At 60.5% G+C, this 16,422-nt stretch carries 13 protein-coding genes; 7 read left to right on the forward strand and 6 right to left on the reverse strand.

The window, feature by feature from the left end:
- Nucleotides 1-205 (forward strand): hypothetical protein (locus EOS_RS46915; protein WP_047844884.1); only part of this gene is annotated, 205 nt, incomplete at its 5' end.
- Nucleotides 206-293: 88 nt separating this feature from the next.
- On the opposite strand, the gene EOS_RS01730 is transcribed toward EOS_RS46915, so the two are convergent.
- The 5 genes from EOS_RS01730 to EOS_RS01750 all read right to left on the reverse strand — a co-directional run bounded on the left by EOS_RS01730 (nucleotide 294) and on the right by EOS_RS01750 (nucleotide 7,758).
- Nucleotides 294-1,769 carry a gamma-glutamyl-gamma-aminobutyrate hydrolase family protein gene (locus EOS_RS01730; RefSeq protein ID WP_047844885.1) on the reverse strand — a complete coding sequence of 492 codons (1,476 nt, stop codon included), beginning with the start codon at nucleotides 1,767-1,769 and terminating at the stop codon, nucleotides 294-296.
- A gap of 119 nt (nucleotides 1,770-1,888) precedes the next feature.
- Nucleotides 1,889-3,649 carry a cation:proton antiporter gene (locus EOS_RS01735; protein WP_047844886.1) on the reverse strand — a complete coding sequence of 587 codons (1,761 nt, stop codon included), beginning with the start codon at nucleotides 3,647-3,649 and terminating at the stop codon, nucleotides 1,889-1,891.
- 218 nt (nucleotides 3,650-3,867) lie between these two features.
- Complete coding sequence (locus EOS_RS01740; protein ID WP_047844887.1) at nucleotides 3,868-4,206, reverse strand: P-II family nitrogen regulator; 339 nt, start codon at nucleotides 4,204-4,206, stop codon at nucleotides 3,868-3,870.
- A gap of 163 nt (nucleotides 4,207-4,369) precedes the next feature.
- Complete coding sequence (locus EOS_RS01745) at nucleotides 4,370-6,421, reverse strand: NAD(+) synthase (RefSeq protein WP_047844950.1); 2,052 nt, start codon at nucleotides 6,419-6,421, stop codon at nucleotides 4,370-4,372.
- A gap of 197 nt (nucleotides 6,422-6,618) precedes the next feature.
- The gene (locus EOS_RS01750; RefSeq protein WP_047844951.1) at nucleotides 6,619-7,758 is read right to left on the reverse strand and encodes a GNAT family N-acetyltransferase; all 1,140 of its coding nucleotides are present in this window, start codon (nucleotides 7,756-7,758) and stop codon (nucleotides 6,619-6,621) included.
- Between the two features lie 157 nt (nucleotides 7,759-7,915).
- On the opposite strand from EOS_RS01750, the gene EOS_RS01755 reads away from it, so the two are divergent.
- The gene (locus EOS_RS01755) at nucleotides 7,916-8,218 is read left to right on the forward strand and encodes a GIY-YIG nuclease family protein (RefSeq protein WP_047844888.1); all 303 of its coding nucleotides are present in this window, start codon (nucleotides 7,916-7,918) and stop codon (nucleotides 8,216-8,218) included.
- A gap of 73 nt (nucleotides 8,219-8,291) precedes the next feature.
- Here EOS_RS01755 and ppa read toward each other — a convergent pair whose 3' ends face one another.
- Nucleotides 8,292-8,819: an inorganic diphosphatase gene (ppa, locus tag EOS_RS01760; protein ID WP_047844889.1), complete on the reverse strand. Its 528-nt coding sequence runs from the start codon at nucleotides 8,817-8,819 to the stop codon at nucleotides 8,292-8,294.
- A 349-nt stretch (nucleotides 8,820-9,168) separates the two neighbouring features.
- Here ppa and EOS_RS01765 point away from each other — a divergent pair, with 349 nt between their 5' ends.
- The 5 genes from EOS_RS01765 (at nucleotide 9,169) to urtB (ending at nucleotide 16,422) form a co-directional block, all read left to right on the forward strand.
- Nucleotides 9,169-10,608, forward strand: a complete 1,440-nt coding sequence (locus tag EOS_RS01765) for an aldehyde dehydrogenase family protein (RefSeq protein ID WP_047844890.1) — start codon at nucleotides 9,169-9,171, stop codon at nucleotides 10,606-10,608.
- 13 nt (nucleotides 10,609-10,621) lie between these two features.
- Complete coding sequence (locus tag EOS_RS01770) at nucleotides 10,622-11,380, forward strand: SDR family oxidoreductase (RefSeq protein ID WP_047844891.1); 759 nt, start codon at nucleotides 10,622-10,624, stop codon at nucleotides 11,378-11,380.
- Between the two features lie 191 nt (nucleotides 11,381-11,571).
- The gene (locus EOS_RS01775; protein WP_047844892.1) at nucleotides 11,572-12,891 is read left to right on the forward strand and encodes an MFS transporter; all 1,320 of its coding nucleotides are present in this window, start codon (nucleotides 11,572-11,574) and stop codon (nucleotides 12,889-12,891) included.
- A gap of 464 nt (nucleotides 12,892-13,355) precedes the next feature.
- Nucleotides 13,356-14,657, forward strand: a complete 1,302-nt coding sequence (gene urtA, locus EOS_RS01780; RefSeq protein WP_047844893.1) for an urea ABC transporter substrate-binding protein — start codon at nucleotides 13,356-13,358, stop codon at nucleotides 14,655-14,657.
- Between the two features lie 145 nt (nucleotides 14,658-14,802).
- A complete protein-coding gene (gene urtB / locus EOS_RS01785) occupies nucleotides 14,803-16,422 on the forward strand; it encodes an urea ABC transporter permease subunit UrtB (protein WP_047844894.1) in 1,620 nt (539 codons plus the stop codon).

Here is a 16,422-nt window from a genome sequence, read left to right on the forward strand (position 1 = left end):
CGAGTTCATAGGTCACACGATAGCGAAGCAGGTGACGTCGCGCACGGGCAAAACTGCCGAAAAGGCGCGATACCAAGAAGGCAAGTTTCTTGAGGCATTCCAGACCTGGTCTCCCCTCGATACCCGTCAGATCTGGTGGGGACTTGTCTTGGCGATCGTCTCCTCGGTGATCAAGATAGGGTTGATGATGAATGGCGCGAAGTGAGTTGCGCATCTCGTAAAAACCCCGCCGGCCTGCGAGGTGAACCGGGGCTCACGACGCAGTATTTAAACGGCGTCTCGTAGCCGCAATCCTAGAAACGCGTTTCGCGGGCCACCCGCAGGAAGGTATCGAGCAACGGCGTGCAATCGAGCAACTCGTCGCCGCCCGCGCGATGGAACTCCGGATGCCATTGCACGCCCATCACGAACGGCGCACGCCGATAACGCACCGCTTCGATAATCCCGTCATGCGCCGATACTGCCTCGATGTTCAGATCGCGGCCGATCGTCTTGACCGCCTGATGATGGATCGAGTTGACGAGCGCTTCGCGATGGCCCGGAAACATGTTGACGAGCGTGGAGCCGTCGGGGAAACGAATCGGGTGACGATGCTGGTCGTATTGGTCGTTCACATGCACACCGGCTGTTGGGACATCGGTTGCAATATCCTGATAAAGCGTTCCGCCGAACGCAACGTTGATCAGCTGACAACCGCGGCACACACCGAGCACGGGCTTTCCCGACTCGATGAATTCATGCAGTAATTCCAGCTCGTACATGTCGCGCACGCGGTCGCCGGGCCATTCGTGGCGCGTGGCCGCCTCCGTATAGGATTGCGGCGACACGTCGGCGCCACCTTGCAGCAGCAAGCCATCGAGATGTTTTGCATAGTCGCGCAGCCGGATGTTGCTCGGATGCAGCATGCCCTGATGGCCGACCGTGGGAATCATGAACACGAGCACGTCGCGCGACATCACCCAGTGCGCAATCGATTCCTCCAGATACTGCAGCGTCTTGCCGCGCAGACCCTTCGCACCCGGTTCAGGGTGAAAAATTCGCGCCGATACGCCGATTCTCAAGGTCCGCTGCGTGATGCGCTGGCCCGCACGATCGAAGATCTGACGCGCACGCGCCTTCATCACCCGGCCGAACACCGACCACGCCGAATCGCTTTGACGCAAATAAGCAGGCGGTGCCTTCGCTTCCGCTGCGTCAGGCGGAGGCGGCGGACGGAAGGTGCCGAAATCGGGAGCGGCAGCAAACTCCGGCGGCAAGCTGGAAGCCGGCGGCGGCGCAACGCTTTCTGTTGCGCCAGCGGTTTTGGCTTCCGCTGTTTCAGCCGCTTGCGCCTCGGTAGCGTTTTTAACCTCCGCCGCGAGACTCGCTTCTGCGTCCGTAGCAGTCTCGAGCTTCGCGGCAAGGCTCGCTTTGGGATCGAGTGTTTTGTTCGCGGCGAACCCAGACGCGGACGTGGTTTCACGCGCTGCCGTTTCCTGCGCCGACGTCGCTCTTGCCGCTAACACGCGGGCTTCGGCTGCATCGTCGCGTTGTGCTTTGGCGGTATCGACGGGCTCTACTGCCGATGCGCTCTCGGGCGCATCCGTCGATGCCCGCTCAGCCGCACTGGCTGTTCGGCCAGGCTGCGCGGCGGCGGGAATATCGGAGCTTTTTTGGGATGACGCGGGCGGGACAGCCGGACTATGACTGCCTGGGACGGAACCCGAAGAATCGGCGGCGAGAGAACCCGTGCCGGGCGTGCCCGGGCTTGACGACTTGTTTTCGCTCATTCCGTTTTAGGCGCAAAGCGCTGTGAGAATGGTCAGAGTTTAATTATCCGCCTCTGGTCCGGGGGCGGCAAACCATCAAACAATTGCTCACATTATCGGGCAAAACAAAGCTTTCATGCTCAAGGATGATCTCTCGGCTCCTCGAATGTTTCGCGCAGTGCGATCTGCATGGTTGCGTGGATTTTGACGCACCAGCGCCACAATACCGTGAGCAACAACGCGGCGCAGACGAGTACCGCGATCATCAAGCCGAACCGCGGCAGGATGCCGCCCGAGAGCACCGTCACCAGCAAGAAAACGCCGAACATCGCGAGAATCGGGATCAAGCCGGAAATGGCTGAGCGCAACGCGCGCGTAAAGCGCCCCGCTTTCGCAGGCTGCACGCTGACTTCGGCGAGCATCAACGCGAGCGAGCCCAGCTTGCGATAGACCGCGACCAGAAACGGCATCGATATCAGCAACGCCGCGCTCCACAAAGCCACGCGCTGGGCGTCGTTGGTGGGCAACCAGCGCGACAGATATTCGGTGGCAAACGGCGCCGCGTAGGACGCGGTGAGGAAGATCGCGGCCACCAGCGCGAGATTCACCGCGATCTGCACCACGATCCGCCGCGTCATGGTGAACAGCGTCGGGCCGCCGGTATCGGGCGAAAGGCTTGCGAGCCATTGCGAATACAGACCGAACGTGTTCGCAACAGGAACGGGCATCGAGCGGGCGATGCGGCGCGTGATCGGGTCCGCAGCCTTGATCAGATACGGCGTGAACAAGGTGGTCAGCGCCGAAACCGCGACGGCGATCGGGTACAGGAAACTGCTGGTCACCTTCAGCGACAAGCCCAGCGACGCGATGATGAACGAGAACTCGCCGATCTGCGCGACGCTCATGCCCACGCGCATCGACGTGCGCCCGTCGCGGCCGGCGAGGAAGGTGCCGAGCCCGCACGACACGATCTTGCCGAACACGACCGCGACCGTGATGACCGCAATCGGCCACCAGTAATCCACGAGCACGGCCGGGTTCAGCATCAGGCCGATGGTCACGAAGAAGATCGCGGAAAACATGTCCCGAACCGGTGCGATCAGGTGTTCGACGCGCTGCAGATTCCGCGATTCGGCCATGATCGCGCCGATCAGGAAAGCGCCGAGCGCGATGCTGTAGTCGAGCTTCACGACCAGCAGGCAGAAGCCGAAACAGAACCCGAGCACGGTGACCAGCAGCATTTCGTCGCTTTTGGCCTTCGCGACATAGTCGAGCGCGCGCGGCACGATCAGGATGCCGACCACCATCGACACGGTCATGAACAGCAGCAACTTGCCCAGCGTGACAAACGCCACGCCCGCCGACACAGAGCCCGTCTGCGCGATGCCCGACAGCAGCACCAGCATTGCGATGGCAAGAATGTCTTCGACGATCAGGATGCCGAAGATCAGTTGAGCGAATGGCTCGCCCTTCATGCCAAGTTCGGAAAGCGCCTTGACGATGATCGTTGTCGACGAAATGGCGAGCATGGCGCCAAGAAACAGCGAATCCATCGCGTTCCAGCCGAACCACTGCCCGATTTCATAGCCGATCCAGATCATCAGCACGATCTCGGACGCCGCAGCCACGAACGCGGTTGCGCCCACCTTGAACAGCTTCTTCAGGCTGAACTCGAGCCCAAGAGAAAACATCAGGAACACCACGCCGAGTTCGCCCAGCGTCTGGATCGTGGCTTCGTCGTGGATAAGCTGGAACGGCGGCGTATACGGCCCGATAATCACGCCCGCCACGATGTACCCCAACACGACCGGCTGCTTCAAACGGTGAAACAACACCGTGACGACGCCCGCAATCGCCATGATTACCGCTAGATCCTGAATGAAGCCGATCGCGTGATGCATCCACAAATCCTTACAAAAAGCAGACAGGGATGCTGATAGTACCGCAACGGTTTTTTACGTTGGTGACGGAAACGCTCAGAACGAGGGGGCAAAGCGAAAGACGCCACCGGGCAGGAGCCGATGACGGTGTTACACGCGGTCGTTAGGCGTGCGTGACACTAGGCGCGGGCCAGCCTGAACGGGATCAGGCTGGAGGCTGGACATCGGACGAAGCGCGCTCAGACAGCCGCTTCGTCTTCTTCGCCCGTGCGAATGCGGATGACGCGTTCGACGTCGGTCACGAAGATCTTGCCGTCGCCGATCTTGCCGGTACGCGCAGCGCCGATGATTGCATCAATGACCTGATCCGTCTGGGCGTCCGCCACGACCACTTCGATCTTCACCTTCGGCAGGAAGTCGACCACGTATTCCGCCCCGCGATACAGCTCCGTATGACCCTTCTGGCGCCCGAAGCCTTTGACCTCGGTGACTGTCAGGCCGGTGAGGCCGGCGCCGGCGAGCGCTTCGCGGACTTCGTCGAGCTTGAACGGTTTGATGACTGCGGTAATGCGTTTCATGGCGCGCCCCTTCGAAAATTATGCGGATAAGCGAGAAAACGGATTTTGGAATCGATGCTTTGATTCTAGCTGCGTTTTCACAGTTAACCGCAGTGATCTCGCGCCATAGCCTAGCGATCACGCAGATATCCGCGCATTTACGCGCAAATCTGGTGCAAACACCTCATTCCACTGGAATATTCTTCAAATCGTTCATCCAGACGACCGATTCCGAATCGCTCGGCGCGCGCCAGTCGCCGCGGGGCGACAACGAACCGCCGGACCCGACTTTCGGCGCATTCGGCACGCAGGACCGTTTGAACTGGCTGGTACGGAAGAAGCGGTCGAGGAAAATGCCCAGGTTGTGCTTGATAGCCGGCAACGCGTACTGGTTTCGCGCAACGTGCGCGCCTTCCGGCCAGGCACCCGCGTCGCGGTCCTTCCACGCGGTGTACGCGAGGAACGCGACCTTCGACGGCGCAAAACCGAAGCGCAACGTGTAGTAGAGGTTGAAATCCTGCAGCTCGTACGGTCCGATCACGCTTTCCGTTTTTTGCTCCGGATCGCCGTTTGATTTACCGGGAACGAGTTCCGGGCTGATATCGGTATTCAGGATGTTCACCAACACGTCGGAACCCGAGTTGCCGATTTGCCCGGTTTCCGCGACCCACCGGACCAGGTGCGTGATGAGCGTTTTCGGGACGCTGGCGTTCACGTTGTAGTGCGACATGTGATCGCCCACGCCGTACGTGCACCAGCCGAGCGCGAGCTCGCTCAGGTCACCCGTGCCGATCACGATGCCACCCTTGAAGTTCGCCAGCCGGAACAGGTGATTCGTGCGCTCGCCGGCCTGCACGTTCTCGAACGTGATGTCGTAGTCCTCTTTACCCGACGCGTACGGGTGGCCGAGATCCTTCAGCATCTGCTCGCAACTCGGCCGGATGTCGATCTCGCTCGCCGAGCAACCGACAATCTCCATCAGTTGACGCGCCTGCAAGAGCGTGCGGTCGCTGGTGGCGAAACCGGGCATGGTCACGCCCAGAATATTCGTGCGTGGCAGCTTCAGCCGATCCATGGCCTTGGCGCACACAAGCAGCGCATGCGTGGAATCGAGCCCGCCCGATATGCCGATCACGACCTTGGATATGCCGCTCGCCGAGAGCCGTTGCACCAGCGCCTGCACCTGGATGTTGTAGACCTCGTTGCAGCGTTCGTCACGGCGCTTCGGATCGGACGGAACGTAGGGGAACCGCTCCACGACGCGCTCAAGCGGCAAGGCGCGGTTGAGCGGCAGATCGAGGTTGAAGCGAACCGTTTCGAACTTCGATACTTCGTCGGCGTGTCTGCGCACCGACTGGGCGAACGTGGTCTGGCGCATGCGCTCGCGCGACAGCCGCTCGAGATCGACATCGGCGAAAACGAGATGCGAGGTGTCCAGGAAACGTTCGGATTCGGCGAGCAGCTCGCCGTTTTCGTAGATCACCGCCTGCCCGTCCCAAGCCAGATCGGTGGTCGACTCTCCCCTTCCCGCCGAGGTGTACAGGTACGCGGAGAGGCACCGGGCGGACTGCTGCCCAACCAGTTGATGCCGATAACTCGACTTGCCGACCACCACGTTCGATGCGGACAGATTGACCAGCACCGTTGCGCCCGCCAGCGCGGCGAACGACGACGGCGGCACCGGCACCCAGACGTCCTCGCAGATTTCCACGTGAAAGCGAAACAGCGGCATGTCGGCGATTTCGAACAGCAGCGACGACCCGAACGGCACGTCGGTACCCAGCAAATTGACGCGATCCGTGGATGCGTTCTCGGCCGCGCTGAACTGGCGCGCTTCGTAGAACTCGCCATAGTTGGGCAGATAGCTCTTCGGCACGACGCCCTGAATCCGACCGCCCGCGACCACCACCGCGCAGTTAAAGAGCGTATGGTCGACACGCAGCGGCATGCCCACGATCATCGCGATGGAGAGACTCTTCGATGCCGCCACGACCGACGCGAGCGCCTCTTCGCAGGCGTCGAGCAAGGCGCGCTGGTGGAACAGGTCGTCGCAGGTGTAGGCAGGCAGGCCGAGTTCCGGGAACGCGACCAGCACCGCTCCGTTCGCCGCTGCCTGCTTCGCCAGCTCGATGGTTTCGGCCGCGTTGAACGCCGGATCGGCGACGCGGCAACGGGGCACGCCTACCGCCACGCGTGCGAAATCGTGGCTGTAGAGATTGAAGAATCGGTTTTTCATCTTGAGCTTATCCATACGATGCCCCGCATTTGGGGATCCTGTTCCGGCGCATAACGGGTTAAGGGTTATCGCTGTGAAAGCGAAAGCATTTCGACATGATGATAAGTCGAGTTGCGGTTTCCGGGCGTCTATTGGATCAAGCGTGAGCCATCCGGTCAGGTTTGGAGCGAATCAGCAGCCCGAAACCGCCAATCAAACTACGTCTTCTTTCGGAACGGCGTATGCGCTTCCAGCTCCTGGATATGCTGGTCCATCGCCGCCGTTTCCTCATCGAGGAACTCACTGATCGCGTGCGCAAACCGTGGGTCCGCGACCCAGTGCGCGGACCACGTCGGCGTGGGCAGCATGCCGCGCGACATCTTGTGCACGCCCTGCGCGCCGCCCTCGAACCGGGCAAGCCCGTTCTCGATGCAATATTGAATTCCCTGCATGTAGCAGGTTTCAAAGTGCAATCCCGAGATGAATTCTTTCGTGCCCCAGTAGCGCCCGAACATGACGTCGCCGCCGATCATGTTCAGCGCGCACGCGAGCCGCTGGCCATCCGCTTCGGCGATCACGAGCAAGACGCTATCGGGCGCGGCCGCGTGGATCTGGCCGAAGAATTCGCGCGACAGATACGGTGGATTCCAGTGCTCGCGATAGGTGTTCTCGTAACACGCGTAGAAGAAATCGAGCGCTTGCTCATCGATTTGCGCACCGCGCAACCACGTGTAGGTGACGCCTGCATCGACTACGCGCCGGCGATCCTGCTTTACCTTCTTGCGCTTGTCGTGGCTCATGGTGGCCAAGAACGCGTCGAAGCTGTCATAGCCGCCCGGCGCGTTTTCCCAATGAAACTGAACGCCTTCGCGCAGCATGTAGCCGGCTTCAGTCAACGCCTCGAGATCCTGTTCCTGAGGAAACAGCACATGCAGCGATGACAGTTCCAGCTGCTTGGTCAATTCGATCGCCCCGCGGGCGAGCATCACACGCTCCTCATGGGTGGCGGCGATCAGGCGCGGGCCGGTCACGGGCGAAAACGGTACTGCCGATAATCCCTTCGGATAGTACCGAAGCCCGTTTCGCTCGAAGGCGTCGGCCCAGGCGTGGTCGAAGACGTACTCGCCGCGGGAGTGCTTCTTGAGGTAGAGCGGCATGGCGCCGGTGAGTTCGCCGTCGCGTTTGAGCAGGAGAAAGTGCGAACGCCAGCCGGTTCGCGCCACCGCGCAGCCCGTGTCCTGCAACGCCGACAGGAATTCGTGCCGCACGAAGGGGTTATCGCCGGCGAGACGGTTCCATTCGTCCGGGGTGACGTTGTCGAGCGAATCCACCACATGTATTTCGACCTTGCGGTTCAACAGGCTTACCTCGCTTCGGGCTTTGTACAAGACGCTTGGTGCAGCGCGGAACAGTTATTCTCGCCGAAGTCGCGGGTTTTTGTCCGGGCGGGGTTCGTCGCCGGGGCTTGAGGGATAATGCGCGGCATTGCGACTTTCGCTATTTTTGCCTTTCTCCATGCCATGGTTTCTGTACCTCATCGAATGCGCCGACGGCAGTCTCTATACGGGGATTGCCACCGATGTCGATGCGCGGTTCGCCAAGCACGTCTGCGGCACGGGCGCGCGGTATACGCGCTCGCATAAGCCGGTTTGCGTGCGTGCTTCGTTTTTATTGGATGGGCGCGCGGAGGCTTCCCGGGCCGAGTATTGGGTCAAGCGACTTTCAGCGGCGCGCAAATGGGCCCTGGTTGGGGGAGAATTGACGCTGGATGCCGTGATGCCGGCCGAAGTTGAAGACGCTCCTGAAATCGAGACATAGGCGCCCGTATAAAAAAAGCCACCCGGTCTTGCCTGAAGGCAAGACCGGGTGGCTTTTAACGATCTAAGTGAGCTTACTTCTTGAAGTTAGCTACGCCTTCCGTGATTTCCTTGTGGGCTGCTTCCACGCCCTGCCAGCCTTCGACCTTCACCCACTTGCCTTTCTCCAGCGCCTTGTAGTGCTCGAAGAAATGCTTGATCTGGTCCTTCAGGTATTCCGGCACGTCGTCCACCGTCTTCATGTGCGCCGTCATCGGGCAGATCTTGTCGTGAGCGACCGCCACCAGCTTCGCATCCACACCCGATTCATCCGTCATCTGCAACATGCCCAATGCGCGTGCCCGAACCACCGAGCCAGCCAGCAACGGGAACGGTGTGATCACCAATACGTCGACCGGGTCGCCATCGCCGGAAAGCGTCTGCGGAATGAAACCGTAGTTGGCCGGGTAACGCATGCCGGTGCCGATGAAACGGTCGACCACGAGCAGGCCCATGTCCTTGTCCGCTTCGTATTTCACCGGATCGCTTTGCGCCGGGATCTCGATGATCACGTTGAAATCCTGCGGAAGATCCTTGCCTGCGGGTACGTTGTTAAAGCTCATATGCACTCTCTTCGAAGTGGAAATTCTGTGTCGGAGATAGACGAATTCGGTACGCGCTCATGTCGCGTTTTGCTGCATTGCGACAATACACGTCAAGCGTGAATGTTCTGGGTGCAACGCTGCTTCGTGGCGGCGCATGCGCCCGCATGCACCTCGCATGCACCCATGCGACAGCGTATTTACGTCATTATAGCCAATCGAAGGGTACGCTCCGGCGTCAGCGGACGCACAGGAAAACAGCGCAAAATAAGCTCGAAGCGTCGCGCCTGAGGAAGCAAAAGGAGCATTGCTGGTTAGATTTCACCGGCGTGCGGCACCCCGAAAACAGCCACGGAGACAGGAGTCAGGCATGGAAGAGGCAAAGCATTTCATCGGCAACCAATGGGTGGGGGCGGCAAGCCACGAGACAATTCCCGTTCTTGATCCCTCCGACGGCCAAATCTTCGCGCAACTCGCACGTGGCAACGCGGCCGATATCGATCGCGCCGTCCAGGCAGCGCGGCACGCGTACGAGGGCCCGTGGGGCCACGCAAGCGCTGCGGATCGCGGACGCGTGCTGTTCAGGTTATCGATGATCATCGCTGCTCACCAGGACGAACTGGCGCACCTCGAAGCACGCGATACCGGCAAACCCCTCAAGCAAGCCCACACCGATGCGGCCGGCATTGCGCGCTATTTCGAGTTCTACGCGGGCGCGGCCGACAAGCTCCACGGCGAGACGCTGCCTTATCAAACCGGCTACACCGTGCTGACCATCCGCGAACCACACGGCGTGACCGGGCATATCGTGCCGTGGAACTACCCGCTGCAAATCTTCGGCCGCAGCGTCGGCGCGGCACTCGCGGCCGGCAACGCGTGCGTGGTCAAGCCGGCGGAAGACGCGTGTTTATCGATACTGCGCATTGCCGAACTCGCCGCCGAAGCGGGCTTGCCGGAGGGTGCGCTCAACATCGTCACAGGGTATGGATACGAAGCAGGCGCTGCGCTCGCGCGGCATCCGGGCATCGATCACATCTCGTTCACGGGATCGCCGGCAACGGGCGCGGCGGTGGTCAAGATGGCCGCCGATAACCACGTCCCCGTTACGCTGGAGCTCGGCGGCAAGTCGCCGCAGATCGTTTTCGCCGATGCCGATTTCGATGCCGCCCTGCCCGTGCTCGTCTCGGCGATCGTACAGAACGCGGGGCAAACGTGCTCGGCGGGCAGCCGCGTGCTGATCGAGCGGTCGGCTTATGAGCCCTTGCTCGAGCGTTTATCGGAGGCGTTCAGCGCGTTGAAGGTCGGCCCGAGCAAGCTCGATCTGGATTGCGGTCCGCTCATCAGCGCGAAGCAGCAGCAACGCGTATGGGATTTTCTCTCCGATGCCCAACACGACGGCATCGCGATGGCGGCACACGGCGAAGTGGTCGCGGAAGCACCGGAAGCGGGCTTTTATCAAGCGCCAACGCTCTTGCGCGACGTGCCACCGACGCACCGTCTGGCGCGAGAAGAGGTGTTCGGCCCGGTCCTCGCCGCCATGCCCTTCGACGATGAAGCCGAAGCGCTGAAGCTCGCCAACGGGACGGACTTTGGTCTTGTCGCCGGCATCTGGACACGCGACGGCAGCCGCATGATGCGCGTTGCCCGCAAGGTGCGTTCGGGTCAGGTGTTCATCAACAACTATGGCGCAGGCGGCGGCGTGGAGTTGCCGTTCGGCGGCGTCAAACATTCGGGTCACGGTCGCGAAAAAGGCTTCGAAGCGCTGTACGGATTCACGGTGCTCAAAACCATCGCCATCAAGCATGGCTAAAAAGGGAGACGACATGAGACTGCAAGGCAAGACCGCGATTGTGACCGGCGGCGGATCGGGATTTGGCGAAGGAATCGCGAAGACATTTGCGCGCGAAGGCGCGAACGTCGTAGTGAACGATCTCAACGGCGCGGCGGCCGAGCGCGTGGCAAGCGAGATTGCCGTGAGCGGCGGCAAGGCGATCGCAGTACCCGGCGATGTGACGAAGCAAGCCGACTGGCAAACGCTTTTCGATGCCACCATCGAAGACTTCGGCAGTGTGCAGGTCGTGGTGAACAACGCGGGCACGACGCATCGGAACAAGCCGGTGATGGAAGTGAGCGAAGCGGAATTCGATCGCGTTTATGCGGTGAATGTGAAGAGCCTCTACTTCAGCGTGTCGCAATTCGTGCCCTACTTCCGCAAGCTCGGCGGGGGCGCGTTCATCAATATTGCATCGACGGCAGGCGTGCGGCCGCGGCCAGGTTTGATCTGGTACAACGGCAGCAAGGCAGCGGTGATTATCGCGAGCAAGGCGTTGGCGGTCGAGCTTGGGCCGGACCGGATTCGCGTCAACTGCATCAATCCGGTGATGGGCGAAACGGGTTTGCTCTCCGAGTTCATGGGCATGGAGGACACGCCCGCGAACCGGCAGAAGTTCCTGGCGACCATTCCGCTGGGACGGCTTTCGACGCCGCAGGACATCGCGAACGCGGCGCTTTATCTCGCCTCCGATGAGGCTGAGTTCATCACAGGCGTGGCGCTGGAAGTGGATGGCGGCCGCTGCGTTTGAGGGCTTTCGCTGCGCGCTGACTGGCCCTTGAAAGCATGCGTTTTTAAGGGCGTGTGAAAGGGCATCCGATGCTTGCCGCCGGATGCCAATCATCGGTGTTTTCCCCATGGAAAACAGACGGTTGAGCCTCATGGTCAGCGACTAGAATCGACAGCACGTTTTTCCATCGATAAAAATAGTCAGGAGACAACATGGCCAGTACTGCGGGTGATTTGCATCGACCGGGCGCGGGCGCGCCGCCCTCGGAATTCGAAACGGCGACGTATAAGAAGGTCGCATGGCGGCTCTCGCCGCTGCTGCTGATTTGCTATGTGGTCGCGTATCTGGATCGCGTGAACGTGGGCTTCGCGAAGCTGCAGATGTCGACCGATCTGGGCTTGAGTGATGCCGTCTACGGCTTCGGCGCGGGCATCTTTTTCTTCGGCTATTTCATCTTCGAGATTCCCAGCAACGTCATCTTGCATAAGGTCGGCGCTCGCGTGTGGATCGCACGGATCATGATCACGTGGGGCATCATCTCGGCCCTCACGATGTTCATTACCACACCCACCATGTTCTATGTGATGCGCTTCATGCTCGGAGTGGCCGAAGCGGGATTTTTCCCCGGCATCATTTTGTATCTCACGTATTGGTTTCCGGCGGAACGGCGCGGCCGCATGACGACGCTGTTCATGACAGCGATTGCCCTGTCCGGGTTGATCGGTGGGCCGGTATCGGGCTGGATCATGAAGCACTTCGATGGCGTGAACGGCTGGCATTCATGGCAATGGCTGTTCTTGCTCGAAGGCATTCCATCGATCGTCGTGGGTATTGTCGTGTTCCTGGTGATGGATGACCGCATTGCGAAAGCGACGTGGCTCACGGCAGAAGAGCGGGAGTTGCTGGAGAGGAATATCGCGAAGGACAACGTCGAGAAGGTGGATATGCCAGTGCTTCAGGTGCTGAAGAGTGGCCGGGTTTGGTTGATGAGCCTGACGTACTTCTCCTTCGTGATGGGGCTGTATGGCGTGAGCTTCTGGCTGCCGACGATCATCAAGGCGACGGGGGTGACGGACGCGCTGAACATCGGCTTGCTGTCCGCGATTCCGTTTGGGGCGGCGGTGATTGGCATGTTGCTCGTTGCGCGCAGCGCCGATAAGCGAGGCGAACGGCGCTGGCATATTGCTGTGCCGGCGGCTGTGGGGGCGTTGGGGCTGGTGTTGTCGGTGGTGTGGTCGACGAATACGCCTTTGGCGATGCTCGGCTTAACCTTGGCAACGATGGGCATTCTCACTACCCTGCCGCTGTTCTGGAGTTTGCCGACGGCGTTTCTTGCTGGAACAGGTGCCGCCGCCGGGATCGCGATGATCAACTCGCTTGGGAATCTGGCGGGGTTTTTAAGTCCGTATCTCGTGGGATGGCTCAAGCAAGTGACGGCGTCTAATGCGAGTGGCATGTACATGCTCGCCGCGTTCATGGTGCTGGGTGGGTTGCTGGCGTTGAGTGTGCCTGCACGGATGGTGAATCGATAGACACACTTGCAGATGGTTTAACACCCTCGAACGTACTCACGTTCGGTGCGCCGCACGCCACCGAACAATTACTACTCAAAGCCTGGCTGCCATTTGCTCAACCGCGTTTATGCTATGAAAGCGTCAACGAATTAAGGCATTCGCGGAGGTACCGTTAATCCGGATTTAACGGCGAAATACGCCAGAAGCGACACGCCGCACGGCTGCAACCACTCCCCACGCTCCACCCCCACGCCTGACGCACCGCCAAAAGGCGCGCCACTCGTTTCCGCACCAAACAGGTGCGAGACCGATCATCCCTACATTCAGCCTGTCGCCTTTTCCCTGCTTCAAACCCGCCAACCATCAGTACAAACAACTCATTGGCATACCCCTTGCAGTGCAAATAATGCTGACCCCTCCGTCAGCTCGATAAAAATCCACCAGACACCGCTTTAAAACAAACAATCGGCAAGGGGAATTACATGAAACGACGCAGTCTCCTGAAGTTCGGCTCCATGTCGGGCGCGCTCGCGATTGCGGGCCAATTGCCCCTATCGAAGGCACAAGCCGCCGATACCGGGCCGATCAAGGTCGGCATTCTCCATTCGCTCTCCGGCACGATGGCGATTTCGGAAACATCGCTGAAAGACACTGCGCTGATGACCATCGCCCAGATCAATGCGAGCGGCGGCGTGCTCGGCCGTCAACTCGAACCGGTCGTCGTAGACCCGGCCTCGAACTGGCCGCTCTTCGCCGAAAAAGCCCGCCAACTGATCTCGCAGGACAAGGTGGCAGTGACGTTCGGCTGCTGGACCTCCGTTTCGCGTAAATCGGTGTTGCCAGTGTTCGAGGAACTCAACGGCCTGCTCTTCTACCCGGTGCAGTACGAAGGCGAGGAGATGTCGAAGAACGTGTTCTACACGGGCGCAGCGCCGAATCAGCAAGCCATCCCGGCCACCGAATACCTGATGAGCAAGGAAGGCGGCGGCGCGAAGCGCTACTTCCTGCTCGGCACGGACTACGTCTACCCGCGCACGACGAACAAGATCCTGCGCTCGTTCCTGCATTCGAAGGGCGTGAAGGACGAGGACATCCAGGAGGTCTACACGCCGTTCGGCCACGCCGACTATCAGACGATCGTCGCGAACATCAAGACGTTCTCGCAAGGCGGCAAGACCTGCGTGATCTCGACGGTGAACGGTGACTCGAACGTGCCGTTCTATAAAGAACTCGGCAATCAAGGGCTGAAAGCGACCGACGTGCCGGTCGTCGCGTTCTCGGTAGGGGAAGAGGAACTGCGCGGTATCGATACAAAACCGCTGGTCGGCAATCTGGCCGCGTGGAACTACTTCGAGTCGCTGAAGAACCCGGAGAACACGAAGTTCAAGGCGATGTTCGCCGAGTGGGTGAAGAAGAACAACCTGCCGGGCGGCACGAAGCGCGTGACGAACGATCCGATGGAAGCAACCTTCGTCGGCATCCATATGTGGAAGCAGGCGGCTGAAAAGGCGAAGAGCGTGGATGTGGACAAGGTGCGCGTGGCGATGATCGGCCAGAAGTTCGCCGCACCCTCGGGCTTCACGCTTGAGATGGACGGCAATCACCATCTGCACAAGCCGGTGATGATCGGTGAAGTGCGTGCCGACGGCCAGTTCAACGTCGTGTGGCACACCAAGACTGCCATCCGCGCGCAACCGTGGAGCCCGTACATTCCGGGCAACGAAGGCAAGCCGGACGTGGTCAGTTCGATTCCGGATTTCCTGCGCCGCCGGCGCGTTGCTTAAGTCTCGGTATTAAGCCTCATTAAGTACGAACGTTGAAACACCGGACCGCCGCGCTCGAAGCACAAAAACAAGAGCGGCGGTTCGTACGAGTCCGGGCAGCAAGCAACACGCCACGCCCCACTCCGCTCTACCTGACAGGCCATTCATGACTGATTCGATTCTTCGCTTCGCTCGCCGTGGCCTCTGCGCAATCCTGATTGCCTGCATGCCGCTTGCCGCGTTTGCCGCCCTTTCGGCAGACGATCTCGCCCCCCTTGCCGCCGACGATTTCGACGCCAAATCCGCCGCCATCGACAAGCTGATCGCCAACGCCGATGCGCCCTCGATCGCCGTGCTGAATGCGCTCGCCGATGGTTCCCTCGTCGCGACCGATGCCGGCCGGGTGTTGATTCAAACCGACGATGGCAACAAGGACCCGCTGACAAACAAGATCGTGGACGCGCCCGATGCGCAGCCGGTCACACTAAACAATCTGCTGCGCTCGAAGGTATCGGGCGCGGTGTCGGGGTTGCAACTGGCGTCGCCGGATATTGAAAAGCGCCGCGCGGCCATCGATGAATTGCTGAAGAACGCCGATCCGTCGATTAAGCCTTTGGTCGATAAAGCCCGTGCTCAAGAGACCGACCCGACGCTCAAGAAGCGCCTCGATACGCTCTGGGCCACCACCGCTCTACACGATACCGATGCCAACAAAAGGCTCGAAGCCGTACAACTGGTCGCGGCACGTCACGACCTGGATATGAACGAACTCTTGCGCCCGATTGTCGTGAAAAACGCGGACGGCACCTTCGCCGAACCCGATGCGCGCGTTCGTGCGGCAGCGCAGGCGGGTATTGAAGAGCTGGATTCCATTCAGCGACGCGGGCAGATCGTCGGCACGATCTTCGCGGGCTTGTCGCTTGGCAGCGTGCTGTTGCTCGCGGCGCTCGGTCTCGCGATCACGTACGGTTTGATCGGCGTGATCAACATGGCGCACGGCGAATTCCTGATGATCGGCGCTTACGCCACGTACGTGGTGCAGAACCTCGTCCAGCATTACGCGCCCGGCGCGTTCAACTGGTATCCGCTGTTCGCCGTGCCGGTGTCGTTCGCAGCGGCCGCCCTGGTCGGCATCGTGCTGGAACGGCTGGTGTTGAAACATCTCTACGGCCGGCCACTTGAAACGCTGCTGACTACGTTCGGCATCAGCCTGATCCTGATTCAGGCGACGCGAACCATCTTCGGCGCGCAGAACGTGCAGGTGACGAATCCATCGTGGATGAGCGGCGGCGTCTCCGTCATGCAGAACCTGATCTTGCCGTATAACCGGCTGACCATTCTTGGCTTCTCGCTAGTCGTCGTGCTGCTCGCGTGGGTCGTGTTGACCAAGACGCGCCTTGGCCTGTTCGTACGTGCCGTGACGCAAAACCGCCGCATGGCAGCGTGTGTCGGCGTAAAGACGGCGCGGGTAGATTCGTATGCGTTTGCTTTCGGCGCGGGCATCGCCGGATTGGGCGGCTGTGCGCTTTCACAGATCGGCAATATCGGGCCGGATCTGGGGCAGAGCTACATCATCGATTCATTCATGACGGTTGTGCTGGGAGGCGTCGGACAACTGGCGGGGACGGTTATCGGCGGCTTCGGATTGGGGTTGGTGAGCAAGACGATCGAGCCGTTCTGGGGCGCGGTGCTCGCGAAAATCGCGGTGCTCGTGCTGATCGTGTTGTTCATCCAGAAGCGTCCTCAGGGCATGTTCGCCCTGAAGGGCCGCAGCGCGGAGATTTGA

This window comes from Caballeronia mineralivorans PML1(12), assembly GCF_001028175.1.
In the GTDB taxonomy this organism is placed as follows: domain Bacteria; phylum Pseudomonadota; class Gammaproteobacteria; order Burkholderiales; family Burkholderiaceae; genus Caballeronia; species Caballeronia mineralivorans.